The sequence below is a fragment of the Bacillus sp. FSL W7-1582 genome, from assembly GCF_038593325.1.
Taxonomy (GTDB): domain Bacteria; phylum Bacillota; class Bacilli; order Bacillales; family Bacillaceae; genus Bacillus; species Bacillus altitudinis.
The window spans coordinates 2,477,784-2,497,821 of the sequence record NZ_CP151987.1 but is presented as its reverse complement, the minus strand read 5'-3'; the positions used below and the strand labels follow the sequence as shown (position 1 = coordinate 2,497,821).

Annotated in this window: 18 protein-coding genes; 16 read left to right on the top strand and 2 right to left on the bottom strand. The window is 40.9% G+C overall.

The features are described from left to right. Window positions 1–154: 154 nt before the first annotated feature. The 8 genes from tig (at window position 155) to NSQ11_RS12830 (ending at window position 9,820) form a co-directional block, all read left to right on the top strand. Window positions 155–1,429: a trigger factor gene (gene tig, locus NSQ11_RS12865; RefSeq protein WP_035701776.1), complete on the top strand. Its 1,275-nt coding sequence runs from the start codon at window positions 155–157 to the stop codon at window positions 1,427–1,429. Between the two features lie 251 nt (window positions 1,430–1,680). After that, entirely contained in the window at window positions 1,681–2,946 is a 1,266-nt protein-coding gene (gene clpX, locus NSQ11_RS12860) for an ATP-dependent protease ATP-binding subunit ClpX (RefSeq protein WP_017358145.1), read from the top strand. A gap of 139 nt (window positions 2,947–3,085) precedes the next feature. Next, window positions 3,086–4,747 (top strand): ATP-dependent protease LonB, encoded by a 1,662-nt coding sequence (lonB, locus tag NSQ11_RS12855; RefSeq protein ID WP_007501566.1) that lies wholly within the window; start codon window positions 3,086–3,088, stop codon window positions 4,745–4,747. A gap of 171 nt (window positions 4,748–4,918) precedes the next feature. Further along, entirely contained in the window at window positions 4,919–7,243 is a 2,325-nt protein-coding gene (lon, locus tag NSQ11_RS12850; RefSeq protein ID WP_007501564.1) for an endopeptidase La, read from the top strand. Then, window positions 7,240–7,827 (top strand): ribosome biogenesis GTP-binding protein YihA/YsxC, encoded by a 588-nt coding sequence (yihA, locus tag NSQ11_RS12845; RefSeq protein ID WP_007501562.1) that lies wholly within the window; start codon window positions 7,240–7,242, stop codon window positions 7,825–7,827. Before lon ends, yihA begins: the two co-directional genes overlap by 4 nt. A 237-nt stretch (window positions 7,828–8,064) precedes the next feature. Next, window positions 8,065–8,205 carry a hypothetical protein gene (locus NSQ11_RS12840; protein ID WP_017367733.1) on the top strand — a complete coding sequence of 47 codons (141 nt, stop codon included), beginning with the start codon at window positions 8,065–8,067 and terminating at the stop codon, window positions 8,203–8,205. Between the two features lie 70 nt (window positions 8,206–8,275). After that, window positions 8,276–9,424, top strand: a complete 1,149-nt coding sequence (locus tag NSQ11_RS12835; RefSeq protein ID WP_236809991.1) for an MFS transporter — start codon at window positions 8,276–8,278, stop codon at window positions 9,422–9,424. Continuing rightward, window positions 9,425–9,820, top strand: a complete 396-nt coding sequence (locus NSQ11_RS12830) for a hypothetical protein (RefSeq protein ID WP_035701766.1) — start codon at window positions 9,425–9,427, stop codon at window positions 9,818–9,820. A gap of 225 nt (window positions 9,821–10,045) precedes the next feature. Here the strand turns inward: NSQ11_RS12830 and NSQ11_RS12825 are convergent, their stop codons facing one another. Next, window positions 10,046–10,531, bottom strand: coding sequence for a hypothetical protein (locus tag NSQ11_RS12825; RefSeq protein WP_024718411.1), 486 nt, complete (start codon window positions 10,529–10,531; stop codon window positions 10,046–10,048). A gap of 240 nt (window positions 10,532–10,771) precedes the next feature. On the opposite strand from NSQ11_RS12825, the gene hemA reads away from it, so the two are divergent. The 8 genes from hemA (at window position 10,772) to ysxE (ending at window position 19,671) form a co-directional block, all read left to right on the top strand. Further along, the gene (gene hemA, locus NSQ11_RS12820; RefSeq protein WP_008342832.1) at window positions 10,772–12,139 is read left to right on the top strand and encodes a glutamyl-tRNA reductase; all 1,368 of its coding nucleotides are present in this window, start codon (window positions 10,772–10,774) and stop codon (window positions 12,137–12,139) included. 7 nt (window positions 12,140–12,146) lie between these two features. Then, complete coding sequence (locus tag NSQ11_RS12815) at window positions 12,147–12,977, top strand: cytochrome c biogenesis protein (RefSeq protein WP_008342830.1); 831 nt, start codon at window positions 12,147–12,149, stop codon at window positions 12,975–12,977. Window positions 12,978–13,014: 37 nt separating this feature from the next. Beyond that, entirely contained in the window at window positions 13,015–13,950 is a 936-nt protein-coding gene (gene hemC, locus NSQ11_RS12810; protein ID WP_025207728.1) for a hydroxymethylbilane synthase, read from the top strand. Beyond that, entirely contained in the window at window positions 13,947–14,738 is a 792-nt protein-coding gene (locus NSQ11_RS12805) for a uroporphyrinogen-III synthase (RefSeq protein ID WP_335357793.1), read from the top strand. The genes hemC and NSQ11_RS12805 overlap by 4 nt, the downstream gene beginning before the upstream one ends. After that, window positions 14,735–15,706: a porphobilinogen synthase gene (hemB, locus tag NSQ11_RS12800; protein WP_335357792.1), complete on the top strand. Its 972-nt coding sequence runs from the start codon at window positions 14,735–14,737 to the stop codon at window positions 15,704–15,706. Before NSQ11_RS12805 ends, hemB begins: the two co-directional genes overlap by 4 nt. A gap of 27 nt (window positions 15,707–15,733) precedes the next feature. Further along, window positions 15,734–17,026: a glutamate-1-semialdehyde 2,1-aminomutase gene (gene hemL / locus NSQ11_RS12795; RefSeq protein ID WP_335357791.1), complete on the top strand. Its 1,293-nt coding sequence runs from the start codon at window positions 15,734–15,736 to the stop codon at window positions 17,024–17,026. Window positions 17,027–17,357: 331 nt separating this feature from the next. Beyond that, window positions 17,358–18,602 carry a LysM peptidoglycan-binding domain-containing protein gene (locus NSQ11_RS12790; protein ID WP_052321018.1) on the top strand — a complete coding sequence of 415 codons (1,245 nt, stop codon included), beginning with the start codon at window positions 17,358–17,360 and terminating at the stop codon, window positions 18,600–18,602. Between the two features lie 37 nt (window positions 18,603–18,639). Next, window positions 18,640–19,671, top strand: a complete 1,032-nt coding sequence (ysxE, locus tag NSQ11_RS12785) for a spore coat protein YsxE (protein WP_008342818.1) — start codon at window positions 18,640–18,642, stop codon at window positions 19,669–19,671. Window positions 19,672–19,753: 82 nt separating this feature from the next. Here ysxE and NSQ11_RS12780 read toward each other — a convergent pair whose 3' ends face one another. Beyond that, window positions 19,754–19,945: a hypothetical protein gene (locus NSQ11_RS12780; RefSeq protein ID WP_024718406.1), complete on the bottom strand. Its 192-nt coding sequence runs from the start codon at window positions 19,943–19,945 to the stop codon at window positions 19,754–19,756. Window positions 19,946–20,038 lie beyond the last annotated feature (93 nt).

Below are 20,038 nucleotides of genomic sequence, written 5' to 3'. Positions count from 1 at the left end.
ACGGTTGAAAGACGTTATGTATAATCAAGTCAAATGTTGTATACATAAGACCGCTTCTTTAGCGGAGTGCGTGGTTTTTGATTGGACGAAGTCTTTATGATGCTTTAGAATGTAACAACGCACAATCTGAATAGATTTTTGGAGGGAAACACACATGTCAGTAAAATGGGAAAAACAAGAAGGTAACGAAGGTGTCTTAACAGTAGAAGTTGACGCTGAAACATTTAACAAAGCACTTGATGATGCATTTAAGAAAGTAGTTAAGCAAGTATCAATCCCTGGATTCCGTAAAGGGAAAGTACCACGTGGTCTTTTTGAGCAGCGTTTTGGAGTAGAATCTCTTTATCAAGATGCACTAGATATTCTTCTTCCAGTTGAATATCCGAAAGCAATCGACGAAGCTGGTATCGAGCCGGTTGACCGCCCTGAAATCGATGTTGAGAAAATCGAAAAAGGCGAAAGCTTAATCTTCACTGCAAAAGTAACAGTGAAGCCAGAAGTAAAACTTGGTGACTACAAAGGTCTTAACGTAGAAAAAGACGACACATCTGTATCTGATGAAGATGTCCAAGAAGAGTTAAAAGCTATGCAAAACCGTCAAGCTGAGCTTGTTGTCAAAGAAGAAGGCGCAATCGAAAACGGCGATACAGTTGTTCTAGATTTCGAAGGATTCGTTGATGGAGAAGCATTCGAAGGCGGAAAAGCTGAGAACTACTCTCTTGAAGTAGGTTCTGGTTCATTCATCCCTGGTTTCGAAGAGCAATTGGTTGGTCTTGAAGCAGGTGCAGAAAAAGACGTTGAAGTGACATTCCCAGAAGAATATCATGCTGAAGACCTTGCAGGTAAACCAGCTGTATTCAAAGTGAAAATTCATGAAATTAAAGCAAAAGAACTTCCAGCACTTGACGATGAGTTCGCTAAAGATGTTGATGAAGAAGTAGAAACGATTGCTGAATTAACTGAAAAAACGAAGAAACGTCTTGAAGAAGCAAAAGAAAACGAAGCAGAAGGCAAACTTCGTGAAGAGCTAGTAGCAAAAGCTTCTGAAAATGCGGAAGTTGACGTTCCTCAAGCGATGGTTGACACTGAGCTAGACCGCATGATGAAAGAATTCGAACAACGTCTTCAAATGCAAGGGATGAACCTTGAGCTTTACTTCCAGTTCTCTGGACAAGATGAAGAGGCGCTAAAAGAGCAAATGAAAGAAGATGCTGCTAAACGCGTAAAATCTAATCTTACTCTTGAAGCAATTGCTGCTGCAGAAGACCTACAAGTGTCTGATGAAGAAGTGGAAGAAGAACTTTCAAAAATGGCTGAAGCATACAACATGCCAGTTGAAAATATCAAACAAGCGATCGGTTCTACTGAAGCAATGAAAGAAGATTTAAAAGTTCGTAAAGCAATTGATTTTCTTGTAGAAAACCGTTAATATGGTGCATAATAATAAAACAGGGCGCGAGTGACTCGTGCCTTGTTTTGTACAATTTTTGACTTATCATCGCTTCTTTTGGAAACGATAGTGTAAGTCGCATCTTTCTGTCATACATATCTCAATGTGCAGTGTTACAAACACATCATTACCGTCTTTTAGGAAAGTATGGTAAAATGCATACATACTGGACCCAGAAGGGTAGCTGACTGTTAGCTACAGGCAAGTGAAGAAGAATAAGGGGTGAAAGAATGTTTAAATTCAACGAGGAAAAAGGTCAATTAAAATGCTCGTTTTGCGGAAAAACGCAAGATCAAGTGCGTAAACTGGTCGCAGGACCTGGCGTATATATATGTGATGAATGTATCGAGCTTTGCACGGAAATAGTTGAAGAAGAGCTCGGTACTGAGGAAGAAGTTGAATTCAAGGATGTTCCGAAACCTCATGAAATCCGGGAAATTCTTGATGAATATGTCATCGGACAAGAGAATGCGAAGAAATCCTTAGCTGTAGCGGTTTATAACCATTACAAGCGGATTAATTCCAACAGTAAGATTGATGATGTTGAGCTTTCGAAAAGTAACATTTCTATGATTGGACCTACAGGAAGCGGTAAAACATTACTTGCTCAAACACTTGCACGTATTTTAAATGTTCCATTTGCGATTGCAGATGCGACGTCTTTAACAGAAGCAGGTTACGTTGGGGAAGACGTAGAGAATATTTTACTAAAGCTGATCCAAGCAGCAGATTATGATGTAGAAAAAGCTGAAAAAGGCATTATCTACATCGATGAGATCGATAAAGTAGCAAGAAAATCAGAAAACCCTTCTATCACTCGTGATGTATCTGGGGAAGGTGTACAGCAAGCCCTTTTGAAAATTCTTGAAGGAACAGTTGCTAGTGTACCGCCTCAAGGTGGACGTAAACATCCTCATCAAGAATTCATTCAAATTGATACAACAAATATCCTCTTCATTTGTGGTGGAGCCTTTGACGGCATTGAGCAAATCATCAAACGCCGCCTAGGTCAAAAAGTGATTGGATTCGGTGCGGAAAATAAAATTGAAGATCTTGAAAAAGAAGTCCTTCTATCAAAAGTTCTGCCAGAAGACTTACTTCGCTTCGGTTTAATCCCAGAATTCATCGGTCGTCTTCCGGTTATTGCAAGCCTAGAGCCGTTAGATGAAAAAGCACTTGTAGAAATCTTGACGAAGCCTAAAAATGCGCTCGTTAAGCAATATACAAAAATGCTTGAGCTTGATGATGTTGAGCTTGAGTTTGAAGAAGATGCTCTTAGCGAAATTGCGAAAAAAGCAATTGAGCGTAAAACAGGAGCTCGTGGTCTTCGCTCCATCATTGAAGGCATCATGCTTGATGTGATGTTTGATCTTCCATCTCGTGATGATATTGAGAAATGTGTCATTACTGGTGAAACGGTTGCTGATGGTGAGCCACCACGTCTTGTCTTAAAAGACGGTACAGTCGTGAATAAAGATACAAAAACATCAGCATAAGCCCATTTGAATGACTCCTGAATCGTTTGATTCAGGAGTTTTTTATTTATCGTGGAAGTTGTGTTTATTCCGTCCAGCTCTAGGAAATACTAGCAGACAGAAACCAATACATAACGATAGATGAAGGAGGGAGCACCGATTGAGCTGGACAGGAATCGTATTATTCATACAACTGTTCTTTGGTATCGTCATCGGGTTGTACTTTTGGAACTTACTGAAAAATCAGCGCACACAAAAGGTGACGATCGATAAAGAATCAAAAAAAGAAATGGAAGCACTCAGAAAGATGCGATCCATTAAACTGAGTGAACCTTTATCAGAGAGAGTCCGGCCAAAGGGGTTTCAAGATATTGTAGGGCAGGAAGACGGTATACGTGCACTTAAAGCAGCCCTGTGTGGACCGAACCCGCAACATGTCATCGTCTACGGGCCGCCTGGTGTTGGAAAAACAGCTGCTGCCCGTCTAGTGATGGAAGAGGCGAAGCGTCACGCTGATTCACCATTTAAAAAAGATGCAGTATTTGTTGAGCTTGATGCCACAACGGCAAGATTTGATGAACGAGGCATCGCAGACCCCTTGATTGGTTCTGTACATGATCCCATTTATCAAGGAGCAGGGGCCATGGGACAGGCCGGCATTCCGCAGCCGAAACAAGGAGCCGTCACACATGCTCATGGCGGCGTTCTCTTTATCGATGAAATTGGAGAACTGCATCCGATTCAAATGAACAAAATGCTCAAAGTGCTAGAAGATCGAAAAGTGTTTTTAGACAGTGCTTATTACAGTGAAGAAAATACGCAAATCCCGAATCACATCCATGATATTTTTCAAAATGGGTTACCCGCTGATTTTCGACTGATTGGCGCCACGACAAGAACACCAGACGAAATTCCGCCGGCTATTCGATCAAGATGTTTGGAGATTTTCTTCAAGGATTTGGATCAGCATGAGCTGAAAATTGTTGCAGCTAAAGCAGTCGAGAAAATACAGAAGGAATTAAGTGACGAAGGACTGAACCTGCTAACATCCTATGTGAAAAATGGACGTGAAGCGGTCAACATGGTACAGATTGCCGCAGGTATGGCTGTCACTGAAAACCGAAAGGATATTACGATCGCCGATGTAGAATGGGTCATTCATTCAAGCCAGCTGACACCAAGATATGAACAAAAAGTACCGGAAAAGCCAAAGGTAGGAGTAGTAAATGGTCTTGCCGTGTATGGACCGAACAGCGGGGCTCTGCTTGAAATTGAAGTGAACATTTGTAAAGCGCTTGAAAAAGGCAGTATCAATATTACTGGTATTGCGGAAGAAGAAAGCATCGGCAATCAGTCGAAATCGATCAGACGGAAAAGTATGGCGAAGGGCTCAGTTGAAAATGTCTTAACCGTGCTTCGAAACTTAGGCATACGAACAAATGAATATGATATCCACATTAATTTTCCGGCTGGTGCCCCGATTGATGGGCCGTCTGCTGGAATTGCGATGGCCACAGCCATTTTCTCAGCCATTCATCAAATCCCGATTGATCATTTAACGGCGATGACCGGTGAGATTGGATTACAAGGTCAGGTGAAGCCGATTGGCGGTGTCATACCAAAAATCAAGGCAGCCAAACAAGCGGGTGTCAAAACAGTGATCATCCCTTATGACAATCAGCAGTCGATATTAAAAGAGATTGAAGGGGTGACAATTGTGCCTGTGAAGCACTTCCAAGAAGTGCTGGATCAGTGTTTGGTCAATCCGCCAGATGAGAAGAAAGATGGACTAGAAGAAGAAATGAAAAGGAAATCTGTTTAATCCCCATCTCATATGGGGATTTTTTAGTGAAATAGATCTTTTTTTCTTTTTCAAGATAAAAAGAAAGGGTATACTACGGTAAGATCATCATTTCTCAAGTCTTTTACATTGTACAAGACTGAAACAGGTATATTATAATGATTCATACTAGTGACGGAGGTGTCTATCAACATGGCAGATGAAATCAAAAAGAATGTTCCGCTCCTTCCACTGCGAGGCTTGCTTGTTTATCCAACAATGGTCTTGCATTTGGACGTTGGGCGCGAAAAGTCTGTTCAAGCATTAGAACAGGCCATGATGAACGATCATATGATTTTTCTAGCAACACAGCGGGAAATTTCAATAGATGAACCAGGTGAAGAGGAAATTTTCAAAGTCGGCACCTACACAAAAATTAAACAAATGCTGAAGCTGCCAAATGGAACGATCCGTGTGCTCGTCGAAGGCTTAAATCGAGCGCAGATCGAATCCTACATGGAGCTAGAAGACTATACGTCAGTCGATATTAAAGAGTTGACAGAAGAAGAATTAAAGGACGCAGAAGCAGAAGCACTCATGCGCACTTTGTTAGATCACTTTGATCAGTACATAAAAATTTCAAAAAAAATCTCAGCTGAAACATATGCAACGGTGACGGATATTGAAGAACCTGGAAGAATGGCGGATATCGTCGCTTCCCACCTTCCTTTGAAATTAAAAGACAAGCAAGAAGTGCTGGAAACAGTCGATGTCAAAAAACGGTTGAATCGGGTCATCAGTCTCATTCACAATGAAAAAGAAGTGCTAGAGATTGAAAAGAAAATTGGCCAGCGTGTCAAACGTTCAATGGAGCGAACGCAAAAAGAATATTATTTGCGCGAACAAATGAAAGCTATTCAAAAAGAGCTTGGAGACAAAGAGGGGAAAACAGGCGAAGTCAGTACGCTTATGGCTAAAATTGAAGAGTCCGGCATGCCAGATTCCGTTCGTGAAACGGCTTTAAAAGAACTGAACCGTTATGAAAAAATCCCTTCAAGCTCTGCTGAGAGTTCTGTCATTCGCAATTATATTGATTGGCTGATCAATCTGCCGTGGGGCACTTATACAGAAGATCGTCTAGATTTAAAGCTTGCAAGCGAAATTTTAGATGACGAGCACCACGGGCTTGAAAAAGTAAAAGAGCGGGTACTCGAATATCTTGCTGTTCAAAAACTAACAAATTCATTAAAGGGACCGATTCTTTGCTTGGCAGGACCTCCTGGGGTAGGGAAGACGTCACTTGCAAAATCCATTGCTAAATCACTTGATCGAAAGTTTATCCGTATCTCTCTTGGCGGTGTACGTGATGAATCTGAGATCCGTGGTCATCGAAGAACCTATGTAGGTGCGATGCCGGGCCGTATCATTCGCGGGATGAGCAAGGCGGGCACAATGAATCCGGTCTTTCTTTTAGATGAAATTGATAAAATGTCTTCTGACTTTAGGGGAGATCCGTCTTCTGCGATGCTTGAAGTGTTAGATCCAGAGCAAAATCATAACTTTAGCGATCATTATATTGAAGAGACATTTGATTTGTCTCAAGTCTTATTTATCGCAACTGCCAACAATTTAGCAACCATTCCGGGTCCACTTCGTGATAGAATGGAGATTATCACGATTGCAGGGTATACGGAAGTTGAAAAAGCAGAAATTGTGAAAGATCACCTTCTGCCGAAGCAGCTAAAGGAGCACGGATTAAAGAAAGGGAACTTGCAGCTTCGTGAAGCAGCGATTTATGATATGATTCGCTATTACACGAGAGAAGCAGGAGTCCGCGGGTTAGAGCGTCAGCTTGCGGCGATTTGCCGAAAAGCGGCAAGAGCAATTGTGGCTGAAGACCGCAAACGCATCACAGTGACGGAAAAGAACTTATCTGAATTCCTCGGAAAAAGACTTTACCGTTATGGTCAGGCGGAAACGACAGATCAGGTCGGCGTTGTAACAGGCCTTGCATATACCACAGTTGGCGGAGACACCTTGTCCATCGAGGTCTCACTCTCGCCTGGTAAAGGCAAGCTTTTGCTAACAGGTAAGCTCGGTGATGTCATGAGAGAATCTGCGCAGGCGGCATTCAGTTATATTCGTTCAAAAGCAGATGAACTGAACATTGATCCTCAATTTAATGAAAAGCACGATATTCATATCCATGTTCCAGAGGGTGCGGTTCCAAAGGACGGGCCATCAGCTGGTATTACCATTGCGACGGCTCTTGTATCAGCACTCACAGGACGTCCTGTTTCAAAAGAGGTTGGTATGACAGGAGAAATTACGTTAAGAGGAAGAGTGCTTCCGATTGGCGGATTAAAAGAAAAAGCATTAGGCGCACATCGTGCAGGACTGAAAACGATTATTCTTCCAAAGGACAATGAGAAGGATATTGATGATATTCCTGAAAGTGTGAGAGAAGGATTAACTTTTATTCCGGTTTCACATTTAGATGAGGTGCTTGAGAAAGCGTTAGTAGGAGAGGGAAGATGAAAGTAACAAAATCAGATATCGTCATTAGTGCGGTGAAACCAGAGCAGTACCCGAGCGGGGGGCTGCCTGAGATCGCACTTGCTGGACGATCAAATGTTGGAAAGTCCTCGTTCATTAACTCATTGATTAATCGGAAAAATTTAGCGCGTACGTCTTCTAAACCAGGAAAGACCCAGACGCTTAATTTTTACATTATTAATGATATGCTCCATTTTGTGGACGTCCCAGGTTATGGCTTTGCAAAAGTATCAAAAACAGAGCGCGAAGCATGGGGGAGAATGATCGAAACGTATATTACAATGCGTGAAGAGTTAAAAGCAGTCGTCCAAATTGTGGATCTGCGTCATAAGCCATCCGCAGATGATGTGAACATGTATGAATTCCTTAAATACTATGGAGTTCCTGTGATCATTATTGCGACAAAGGCCGATAAAATTCCAAAAGGCAAATGGGAAAAGCATGCGAAAGTCGTCAAACAGACACTCGACATCGACCCATCAGATGAATTAATCCTTTTCTCTTCTGAAACAAAAAAGGGAAAAGATGAAGCATGGAATGCGATCCTTGCGAAGATTAACAGCTAAGAAGATAATAAAAAGTTGTAAGAAAACATTTGTTTTCTTGCAACTTTTTTTCATACGCTGAGAAAAACGTAGAACTTGAAGGAAAGCGATTAAGTTTAAATTCGTTCTGTCTCTAGAAATTATTGAATGCCGAAAGTTTATTAAATAGATGCTAAATTATAATTAAATCCCATATTTACAAATAAAATCAATTACGGTAATATGATATTGAAAATATTTCAGATAGGAGTGGTAATAATGAAATTAAAAGCAAGAACTTGTTACAATTACTCACTAAATGAAATGAAGGAAAAACAATCAAAACTGAAAGCGAGAACATGCTATAATTACTCGCTAAATGAAATGAAAGAAATGCAAAAGGAATTAAAGAAAAAGTAAGAGAGTATGATGAGAAACAGAGGTTTTTTAGAATCTCTGTTTCTTAACACTTAAATAAGGAATAGTGTACATGAATATTAGTAGAGTGAGTACATTAGTTTATTTGGATACTATGATTGTTTTCATAGGGGCACTAGTTTGGACTGGATTGCCTCTTTATTTCTTTGAGATGACTGGTTCATATTTTTATGCAGGCAGTATGTATCTGATTGGTGGCTTTTCGTTTATTTTAAGTAATATTGTGAGCAACTATTTATTTAAAATTTTATCTAGATACACGGCAAAATTTTTCGTCACCACATTGTCTATCCTAACCCTTGCTTCGTTTTTTGCTTTAAACAATCAATTATTTAATCTAATGTTTTTTTTAATGCTTGCTTTTCAATTTTTTATAAATGGCTTATCGTTTATTTTAGAATCGGGATTTAACATGTTTTTATCCAATCAACCCCATAAAGATATTGCATATCGTAATATGTTTTTACTCTCAGCTAAAACAATTGGTTTCTTTAGTGGACCAATTTTGTTTATATTCTTTGGATCAGAAATGTATCTTGTTTTTCTGCTCTTTTTTATTGGTTTGTTGGTTTATGAGTATTTGTATCCAATTGTTGCCCAGTTGAAAATCGAAAGTATATCTTTCACGAATGTTGAAATATTTAAAAAAATACCAAAGAGTTATTTGTGCATCATGTTTATTGATGGGATGTTTTTACCTGTAGTAATGAATTATTCGTTTATTATTCTGAAAGAAACGTTTTCGGCAAGTGATCTTACTGTATCATTATTTTGGCTAATTGGCGGAGTATCGGTTTTACTAGGAAATCTATTGATCCGAAGAATGGATATACAAAAAATACATTCGAAAGTCTATCTTATAACGATATATCTTATGTTTGGGTTAATTCTAATGATTTTAGCGCCCAATAGTTCACTGTTTTTAATTGGTTTTTTTATTTTGACACTCATTAACCCGTTGTTTATGAGCTTAATCAAAGCATCTTTTTTAGTTGTTTTTGATCCTCACTATAGAAGTATGGCACTTGCAGGTATGAATACATTGAATCAGCTAGGAACGATATTAATCATTACAGTGATTACATTCATGTTGGAAAGTTCGAAAATTTTCAATATTTCTTACATCATTCCATTATGTCTTTGTATAGGAATCATTCGATTTTTGATTCTAAAAAATATTTTAAAAAGGGGAATTCAATGAATGGATAAAGTGAGTTATCCTGACTTTTCGGTGGACTTAGTAGAAGCATGTTTGAAGTTTGGTTACTATTTTGAAGGAATGGATAAAGAGAATGTTACTCGATTAGTAGATCAATACAAAAAATTTTGGTTCATGATCAAAAAATATCCCGATTGTTCTTTTGCCCCAAATACTGAAATTGATGAGGTTTGGCATTTACATATGCTGTTACCACAAAACTATTATTACGATTGTATGTCGTATTTCGGCATTATTTTAGCTCATGATGCTGGATTTGGGAATCAAGCTGATGAAGTGGATATACTAAATGAAATGTTTGATAGCGGAAATGATTTATGGGAAAAAGAATTTGGATTTAGATTACCTGATGAAAATGAACTTAAGACGAAACCATAAAAATGATAATAATTGCTTGACAGTGACACTGATATCAATTTAATGATACTTGACATAAAGGGAGAAAAACAAAACCGCCTTACCTGCAAAATGTTGCTACACAAGCAACTGCAGATAAGGCGGTTATTGTCGTCTATATCAGTTAAACTGGATCTTCTTCTTCTCGTAAGATGTGTATTATAAAACATCCAATTGATGGCTTATCAAACAATTATATTGTATAAGTTATTTCCTTTTTAAAAATAATAAGAGGAGACTGACGGCAATCAATACATATGGCCAGTACAATTCAAAACCGGAAGTAGGGATCGAAAGTGTGCTAAGTTGCTTCGTAATTTGTTGAAAGAAATAAAGGAATAGACCGAGTGCAATGAGAACAACACTTTCTATTCGATATTCCTTTTTCTGTGATGATTTCATCAAAAGTGCAAGGCCGACGATGAACACAATCATTGTAAATGTATCTGGCCAGTGTTCTAATTTCGGCTGAAGGATAAAGTGTAGCGCAAGGCCTGTCATGAGCATACCGATAAACACATGAGAGGTTTCCTGTTCCTTCTTTCCTTGATATAAGAAAGCAAGGCCAAAAAGCAGTACAAGTGTATACCATTTCTCCTGATCTTTCCAAATGTCAAATTGATCTCCTGAGAGAATGGCATATAGTGCTACAGCCAGCAAAGTGAGCGGCAGCAAAATAGATTTCTTCTTCAAAGATGTCACCTTCTTATAAGCAGATCATTTGTCCGCACGCGCCAAATCTGGTAAATTGCTTGAAGTGATGATATGGCATTCGATGTCGAACATTTTTCTACTATATCACAACATTTTTGAAATCTGTTCACAATTTTTATCCAGTTAAAAATGAATATATGTTATAATCATTATAAATAATAAATTCTATATTGTAATTATTATAAATTAGACAGGGCGTTGGGGGTGCAAGCTGAAGTTATGCATATTCTTGTTGTGGGTTTAGATTATAAAACAGCCCCTGTTGAGATACGGGAACAGCTGAGCTTTGAACCGAGCGAGCTCGGAACAGCGATGTCCAAGCTTAAAGAAGAAAAAAGCATTCTAGAGAATATCGTCATCTCAACATGTAATCGAACAGAGATCTACGCAGTTGTAGATCAGCTTCATACTGGTCGGTTTTATATAAAAAGATTTTTAGCAGATTGGTTCGGTTTAGAAAAAGAAGATGTCTCTCCATATTTGAAGTTTTATGAAAATGATGGAGCGGTTGAGCATTTATTCCGGGTTGCCTGTGGACTTGATTCTATGGTCATTGGTGAAACACAAATACTCGGTCAAGTGCGCTCAAGCTTTAAAGTCGCTCAAGAGGAGAAGACCATTGGTACCGTTTTCAATTATTTGTTTAAGCAGGCGGTAACAGTTGCGAAGCGCTCTCATGCGGAAACAGATATTGCGTCTAACGCTGTATCTGTCAGCTATGCGGCAGTGGAACTTGCCAAAAAAATCTTTGGACGTCTTTCTGATAAACATGTCCTTATTCTTGGTGCGGGTAAAATGGGCGAGCTGGCGGCTCAAAACCTTCAAGGTCAAGGGATTGGCCAGGTAACAGTCATCAATCGAACGTTTGAAAAGGCCAAAGAACTGGCAGGCCGTTTTTCAGGAGAGCCTAAGAGCTTGAATCAATTAGAAAAAACTTTATCTGAAGCGGATATTTTAATTAGCTCTACTGGGGCTAAACAATTTGTGATCACAAAGGAAATGGTCGAAAAAGCGAACAAACAGAGAAAAGGCAGACCTCTATTCATGGTGGATATTGCAGTACCACGTGATTTAGATCCAGCTATTTCTGAAGTAGAAGGTGCTTTTTTGTATGACATTGATGACCTTGAGGGCATTGTGGCAGCTAACCTGAAAGAGCGACGTGCAGTAGCTGAAGAGGTGGAGCTTCTCATCGAAGCTGAAATTGTGGAATTTAAGCAATGGCTTAATACGCTCGGAGTGGTTCCTGTGATTTCTGCTTTAAGAGAAAAAGCACTCTCGATTCAAGCGGATACGATGCAAAGCATCGAACGAAAGCTTCCAAACCTTACAAATCGTGAAATGAAGCTGTTAAATAAACATACGAAAAGCATCATCAATCAAATGCTGAAAGATCCTATCTTAAAGGCCAAAGAAATTGCCGGGGAGCCGAATGCAGAGGAAAAGCTTTTACTCTTTAAAGAAATCTTTGATTTACAGGTTGAAGATGAAGAGCAAAAGGCAGAGCCGATGCAGGTGGAGCAAGGGGCATTTCAACTGTTCAAATCAAATATGGCACAAGGCCTTGCTACAGTTGCCAGTGAGTGATTAGGCGATGATGGAATCCATTGTAGCGAGACTAGGCGAAGCGACGATCTTGATCTATGCACTCAGTGTCTTGTTCTATTTCATAGATTTTCTTCAACACAACCGGAAGGCTGGAAAAATGGCTTTCTGGTTGCTTTCTATTGTCTGGCTGCTGCAAACAGTCTACATGTTTTATATTATGATGGAAACAGACCGATTCCCTGTGTTGAATGTAGCAGAGGGGTTATATTTTTATACGTGGGTGCTTGTGACATTGTCACTCGTTTTGACAAAAGTATTACGCGTTGAATTTATTGTCTTTTTTACAAATGTAATTGGTTTTTCCATGATGGCGATTCACACCTTTACACCATCCGATCTTCATTCTGCCGAACTGACGGGAAAGCTGACGAGTGAGCTGCTCGTCATTCATATTACGATGGCCATTTTATCATACGGCGCTTTTTCACTTTCATTTGCTTTTTCACTCCTCTATCTATTTCAATATCGTTTGCTGAAAAAGAAAAAATGGGGAAAATGGCTTTTGAGAATTGAAGACTTATCAAAGCTTGATCATATGGCGTATGTCTTAAATATTATTGGCGTACCGATGCTCTTGCTTAGTTTAATTCTTGGCATTATATGGGCATATATTTCGTATGATACGTTGTACTGGACAGATGCAAAGGTGCTCGGTTCGTTTATTATGCTGTTTTTATATGGCTTTTACTTATACATTAGACTGGTGAGAAATATGCAAGGCAAAATCGTGGCGCGATGGAATGTCGCTTCATTTCTTGTGCTGATGATCAATTATTTTCTGCTTGGTAGCTTATCAACCTTTCATTGGTTTCAATAATGATGAGTCTTAAGGGCATTGTCGGGAGGAAGACGTAATGCGAACAATTAAAGTAGGTTCTAGACGAAGCAAACTTGCGATTACACAAACAAAATGGGTCATTCAAAAGTTGTCTGAACTAAACCCTTCTTATTCTTTTGAAATTAAAGAGATTGTGACAAAGGGTGATCAAATTTTAGATGTGACCTTATCAAAGGTTGGCGGAAAAGGTCTGTTTGTTAAAGAGATTGAACAGGCAATGCTGAACCATGACATCGATATGGCGGTACACAGCATGAAAGATATGCCGGCCTCTCTTCCGGAAGGTTTAGTCATCGGCTGTATTCCTGAGCGTGAAGATGTGCGGGATGCGTTGATTTCAAAGGATCATCTCCGTCTTCATGAACTACCAAAGGGAGCGGTTGTGGGAACGAGCAGCTTACGGCGCAGTGCCCAGCTTCTTCAGAAGAGACCAGATCTTGAGATTAAATGGATCCGTGGAAACATTGATACGAGACTCGAAAAACTGAAAAATGAAGAGTATGATGCGATTATTCTAGCGGCTGCCGGATTGTCTAGAATGGGCTGGAGTCAAGAAGTCGTGTCGGAATTTTTATCTCCTGATACTTGCCTTCCTGCTGTGGGGCAGGGCGCATTGTCGATAGAATGTCGGGGAGATGACGAAGAGCTCTTGCAGCTGTTAGCTCAATTCACAAATGAGTATACAAAGAAAACGGTCCTTGCTGAAAGAGCCTTCCTTAAGCAAATGGATGGAAGCTGTCAAGTGCCGATCGCTGGTTACGCAACGATGAATGAGCGTGATGAAATTGAATTGACAGGTCTTGTGGCATCTGCGGACGGCCATACGATTATTCGAGAAACCGTAACAGGTACTGACCCTGAGGCAATCGGAACAGCATGTGCGAAGCAAATGGCGGATAAGGGAGCAAAAGATTTGATCGACAAGGTGAAAAAGGATCTGTCTTCCCAATGACGATAGCCAAATCGCTTTACGGACAGACGGTGCTTGTCACTCGAAATGAACGTCAAGCGGGTGCGTTTCAGCAGAAAATTGAAGCGCTGAACGGCCATGCTGTTTTAACCTCTCTTATCAGGTTTGAACCAACGCTGACAAAAGAAAAAGCGAAGGCATTTTTAGAAGATTTAGAAGCAAGCCATTGGCTTGTGTTTACGAGTGTAAATGGTGCGTCTTTTTTTCTTAGTTATATAGAGAAGCATCAATTACATCAAAGCTTATCCCACTTGAAAGTGGCGGCCGTAGGTGAAAAAACATCTGCCTATCTGATGCAGCACGGCCTAAAAGTGGATGTGGTTCCAGAGCGATTTATAGCAGAAGAACTGGCAGATGCTTTAATTGATCATGTACACCCAGAAGAATGTGTCTTTGTAGCAAAAGGCCACCTGTCACGAGATGTGGTGAAGAATACCCTCGTTCCGCTTGGCATTGACGTAAAAGAGTGGATTATATATGAAACAGTGAAGGATGAGGATGGAATTATCGCACTCAAGTTGGCAATGATGGAGCAATCATTTGATTTTATTACATTTACTAGCTCCTCCACTGTTCATTCTTTTATGCACGCCATGGAGGCTGATATCGATAGATTAGCTGCATCAGACACATGTTTTGTGAGCATCGGTCCTCTTACACAAGAGGCGCTGCTTCAATACGGGATTTCTTCTGAAACCCCAGATACTTATACGATAGACGGGATGCTTGATTTGATGTGCCGTTTATCTGAAAGGAAGTTGAACCAATGATGAAATTTAACAGACACCGCAGATTGCGTACAAGCGCAGGAATGAGAGAATTGGTGAGAGAAACATTTTTAAGACCCTCTGATTTCATTTATCCGATCTTTTTTGTAGAGGGAGAGAATGTCCGGAAAGAAGTCCCTTCAATGCCGGGTGTCTATCACATTTCAGTTGATCTTGTGAAAGAAGAAGTCCAAGAGCTTGTTGACCTTGGGATTAAATCTATCATTGTTTTTGGGGTACCAGACCATAAAGACCATGTAGGCAGTGAAGCTTATCACGATCATGGGATTGTTCAAAGAGCAACGCTTGAAATCAAAAAGCATTTCCCTGAGCTTGTGGTTATTGCTGATACTTGCTTATGCCAATATACAGATCACGGACATTGCGGAATCGTTGAAGATGGAGAAATTTTAAATGATGAATCTCTTCAGCTCTTAGCGAAAACCGCTGTCAGTCAGGCTCGTGCAGGTGCAGATATCATTGCTCCATCAAATATGATGGATGGCTTTGTTATCGCAATTCGTGAGGCGCTCGATGAGGCCGGCTTTGTTCATGTGCCTGTCATGTCATATGCTGTGAAATATGCAAGTGCTTTTTACGGTCCGTTTCGTGAGGCGGCGCATAGCACACCGCAGTTTGGAGATCGTAAAACGTATCAAATGGACCCTGCAAACCGCTTAGAAGCACTGAGAGAAGCGCAGTCTGATGTAGAAGAAGGCGCTGACTTTCTGATCGTGAAGCCGTCACTTTCATACTTAGATATCATGCGTGATGTGAAAAATGAATTTACACTTCCTGTTGTTGCGTACAATGTGAGCGGAGAGTATGCAATGGTGAAAGCAGCAGCTCAAAATGGCTGGATTTCTGAAAAAGAGCTTGTTCTTGAAATGCTGACTAGCATGAAACGTGCAGGCGCAGAATTAATCATTACGTATCATGCAAAAGATGCAGCGAAATGGCTCTCAGAATAAAGAACGGATAGACAGGAGGACATTGAAATGGGACGTAGCTATGAAAAGTCAAAGCAAGCATTTAAAGAAGCGCAGCAGTTAATGCCGGGTGGTGTGAACAGCCCTGTGCGCGCATTTAAATCAGTCAATACAGACCCGATTTTTATGGAACGAGGCAAAGGCGCAAAAATATACGATATTGACGGAAATGAATATATTGATTATGTCTTATCGTGGGGACCGCTTATTTTAGGGCATACGAATGACCGTGTGGTTAAAAGCATTCAGCGAGTAGCTGAACATGGTACAAGCTTCGGTGCTTCTACTTTAGTTGAAAATGAATTAGCTAAGCTTGTATCAGAACGAGTTCCTTCTATTGAGGTCATTCGTATGGTCAGCTCTGGAACAGAGGCGACGATGAGTGCGCTTCGTCTAGCACGTGGTTTTACAGGCAGAAACAAAATTGTGAAATTTGAAGGCTGTTATCATGGCCACGGTGATTCTTTGCTCATTAAAGCTGGTTCGGGTGTGGCAACGCTTGGACTTCCGGATAGCCCTGGTGTCCCTGAAGGTACAGCAAGTAATACGATCACCGTTCCATACAATGATTTAGAAAGCATCAAAGTCGCTTTTGAAGAATTTGGAGACGACATTGCAGGTGTCATTGTAGAACCAGTTGCAGGAAATATGGGGGTTGTCCCTCCGCAAGAAGGTTTCTTGCAAGGATTGAGAGACATCACTGAGCAATATGGCTCTTTACTCATTTTTGATGAGGTCATGACAGGCTTCCGTGTGGATTATCATTGTGCCCAAGGCTATTTTGGCATTACGCCTGATCTGACATGTCTTGGTAAAGTCATCGGAGGCGGCCTGCCAGTTGGTGCTTATGGCGGTAGAGCGGACATTATGAGACAAATTGCGCCAAGCGGCCCGATATATCAAGCAGGAACGTTATCCGGTAACCCGCTTGCGATGACAGCAGGTCTTGAAACATTAAAACAGCTGACACCTGAGTCTTATGAAGAGTTTAGACGCAAAGGAGATCGTTTGGAAGAAGGTATTTCAAGAGCGGCGAAAGCACATGGGATTCCATTAACATTTAACCGTGCAGGTTCCATGATTGGATTCTTCTTTACAAACGAACAAGTCGTCAATTACGATACAGCGAAAACAGCTGACCTCGCTTTATTCGCTGAATTCTACAAGGAAATGGCTGATCACGGTATCTTCCTTCCACCTTCACAATTCGAAGGGCTGTTCCTATCAACTGCTCATACGGATGAAGACATCGAGTATACGATTGAGACAGTTGAAAAGGTATTTCAAAAATTAGCTCAGTAACCAAAAGCCGATATGGAGACATATCGGCTTAGATCGTTGACAAAGGGTTAAAATGAACTTTATTTTAGCCCTTTGTCTTCTTTTCAGCGTGAAAGAAAACCTTTGCAGTCTAGGAAGGACGAGCACCGGAGCGGAGCGAATTTGACATTCGTGAGCACCAGCGCGCAGGACTGACACCGAATGCGAGGGTTTGTCTACACGCTGAGCCGATATGGAGACATATCGGCTTTTTGCTTTGCATAAAACCAATCATATTTTCACCGCCTCCTTCATACACCTGTATTGACATCTAATTTTATTTTGAAGGATTAGATGAAAGGAGGACACCGACTTGTCTCAAAACAATCGATTACAGTTTTCGGTAGAAGAGTCCATTTATTTCAAAAACGGACAGGAAGTCAGTGAGCTACTGTCAATTTCTCTCGATCCTGACATTCTCGTTCAAGAAGTGAATGATTATGTTTCCATTAGAGGTTCACTCGAGCTAACAGGAGAATACAACATAAATCAAGAGGAGCTAATGGGTGAATCCAGTTCCTATGCATCATACAGGCAGGCTGATGAGGTGAAGGTAAGAGAGGACGGAACGGCGGAGCTGCTGCATCAATTTCCGGTGGATATCACGATCCCCAAGAACAAAATTAGTCATTTAAATGATGTATTTGTGTTTATTGATGCATTTGATTACCAGCTGACAGAAAGCCGTTTGCTCACGATTCAGGCTGATTTGGCCATTGAAGGTCTGTTAGATGAAGGAACGCCTGAATCGCTTGTAGAAGAGCCATATGAATTTGTCCATCGTGCTGAAGAGGAATATGGCGATGTCACTTATGAATATCAGGCGCAGTCAGAATATGAAGAGCAAGAAATGCTGCCACGTGAAGAGCATGAAGAAAATGCAGAACAGCATGCCGTTTTGCAACATGAAGCGCGAACTGAACAAGAAGAGGATGAAATAGACATCGAGACGGTGATGGTGGAAGAAGTAGAAGAAGAGGAGGGAAATGAGGAAGAAGAAGCGGTGGCGCTTGGGTATCGTTCCTTCCCAGAAGCTCAAGTACAAGAGCCGCCATTCTTTGACCCGCCTAAGCTGTTAGAAGAAGAGGAGCGGGATGATACGTTCTTTGAGGTGGAAGTGAGGAAAGACCCTGAAGCAGAGAGCAAGGAAGAAGAAGAGCCGCCAGCTTATCCAGCCTTTGAATCACCTGCTTATCAGATGGAACAGACGCAGGAAGAGCGGGATGACAGCTATCAGTTCGAACGATTATATGAACGTGAAGCACCAAAGGTGTATGAATCAGCTCAAGAAGCTGAGGAGTTTGAACATGACCAGAGAGAAGCGTCTGGCAGTGAGAATTCTCTTTATTTAACGAAGCTGTTCGATAAGCAGGAGGAGGAAGATTTTTCTCGCATGAAAATATGTATAGTTCAGCAAGAAGATACGGTCGATCGTATTTGTGAGCGATATCAGTTGAATGTGCAGCAGCTCCTTCGAACGAATTCATTGTCGGTGGATGCAGAGCTCGAAGAAGGGCAGATTCTTTATATTCCTGAATATCAAAAAAGCAATGCATAGTATGAGATGATGGACCGAGAAAATGTGGTGAGAGAACGTGGATGAAATCCAATCTGTCCTATACGAATATGGGCTTGAGGCTGAATATATCGAACCTGTCAGTCCAGCAGTCGTTAGAGTGTATACAAAGCAGGGCGTATTTGCACTAAAGCGAGTAAAACCCCATCGACACATGCAGTTTACAGAGCAAATGCTTGAACTAGAATCAAAAGGCTATCGCTCGTTTGTGCCGATTTATCGCACGAAGAGCGGTTCCTTTTTCTCTAATCATCGAGAAAGCCAGTACACGTATTATCTCATGCCATGGCTGACGAATGAAAAGAGAGAAGAGCAGGACGATAAACATGAATATTTATTTCAAGAGATTGCAAGACTTCATAAACGAACAGAAGTTATGATGGACATTACTGAGCAGGAAATAGAGGCTCACTACACCCAAATGAAAAGCAAATGGGAAACAGAGAAAGACATGTATGAACGATTTATCGAGCGGGCAGAACAAACATGGTATATGTCGCCATTTGAGCTGGCTGCTGCTATGTATTTTTCAGAAGCGATGTCTGCAAGTGAATTTGCACTTGAACGTTTAGAGGATTGGCATGAGGAAATGAAAGACCAAGAGACGACACGTATTGTGTTAAACCATGGGCAATTGTCAATCCATCACTTTTTGTACAATGATGTAGGTACAGGACATTTCACCAATTTTGAGCGGTCCAAAAAGGCTGCCCCCATATATGACCTTTTGACCTTTTACTATCGCACATTCAAAACCTACCCTACTCCTTGTCCTGAATGCACATCTTTGTTTTATACGTATCAAAAGGGAAATAAACTTCGTGAGGAAGAGATTCATTTGTTCTTGAGCTACCTCGCTTATCCGCAGGGTTTGTTTGATACGGTGAAAGCCTATGAAGCAGGCGGACAGGATGAGATGGAAAGTTGTCAGGAGCTGTTAAGGGCGTATTGGCAAATGAAAAATTCTGAGCCGACCGTCATGAAAATACACGAAATTGAGCAGGCTAGACGCCTTGAAGAAGAACAAAATGCCTCGTCATCAGAAGAGTGACGAGGTTGTTTGCTGTTGCGCTATGAAATGTCTAACGAGGGATGACCTATACATAAGAGTGAGCCTGCAGCTTTCAGCTCCCTTAAAACCAATCAAGGTGAAAGGCACAGGCGAGAAATATAAGAATTCCTAAGATGAGGACGTCAAATGTTGTGGGAAAAATGATCGTGCGAAAGCCTTGAAATATGGCAATCGGGAGAACGACTTGGGAGGCAACTGCCCGAATTTGTCTAAGCCATGGGGGGAGTGTGTAAGGATTGATCTTTTTCAAAATAAAACGCCCTCCTTCTTTATTTTGTTATTATCATATGGGCAAAGAGGCAAAGGGTGCCTGCCCAATTTGTATAAAGAAGAAGAAAAGCGGAAA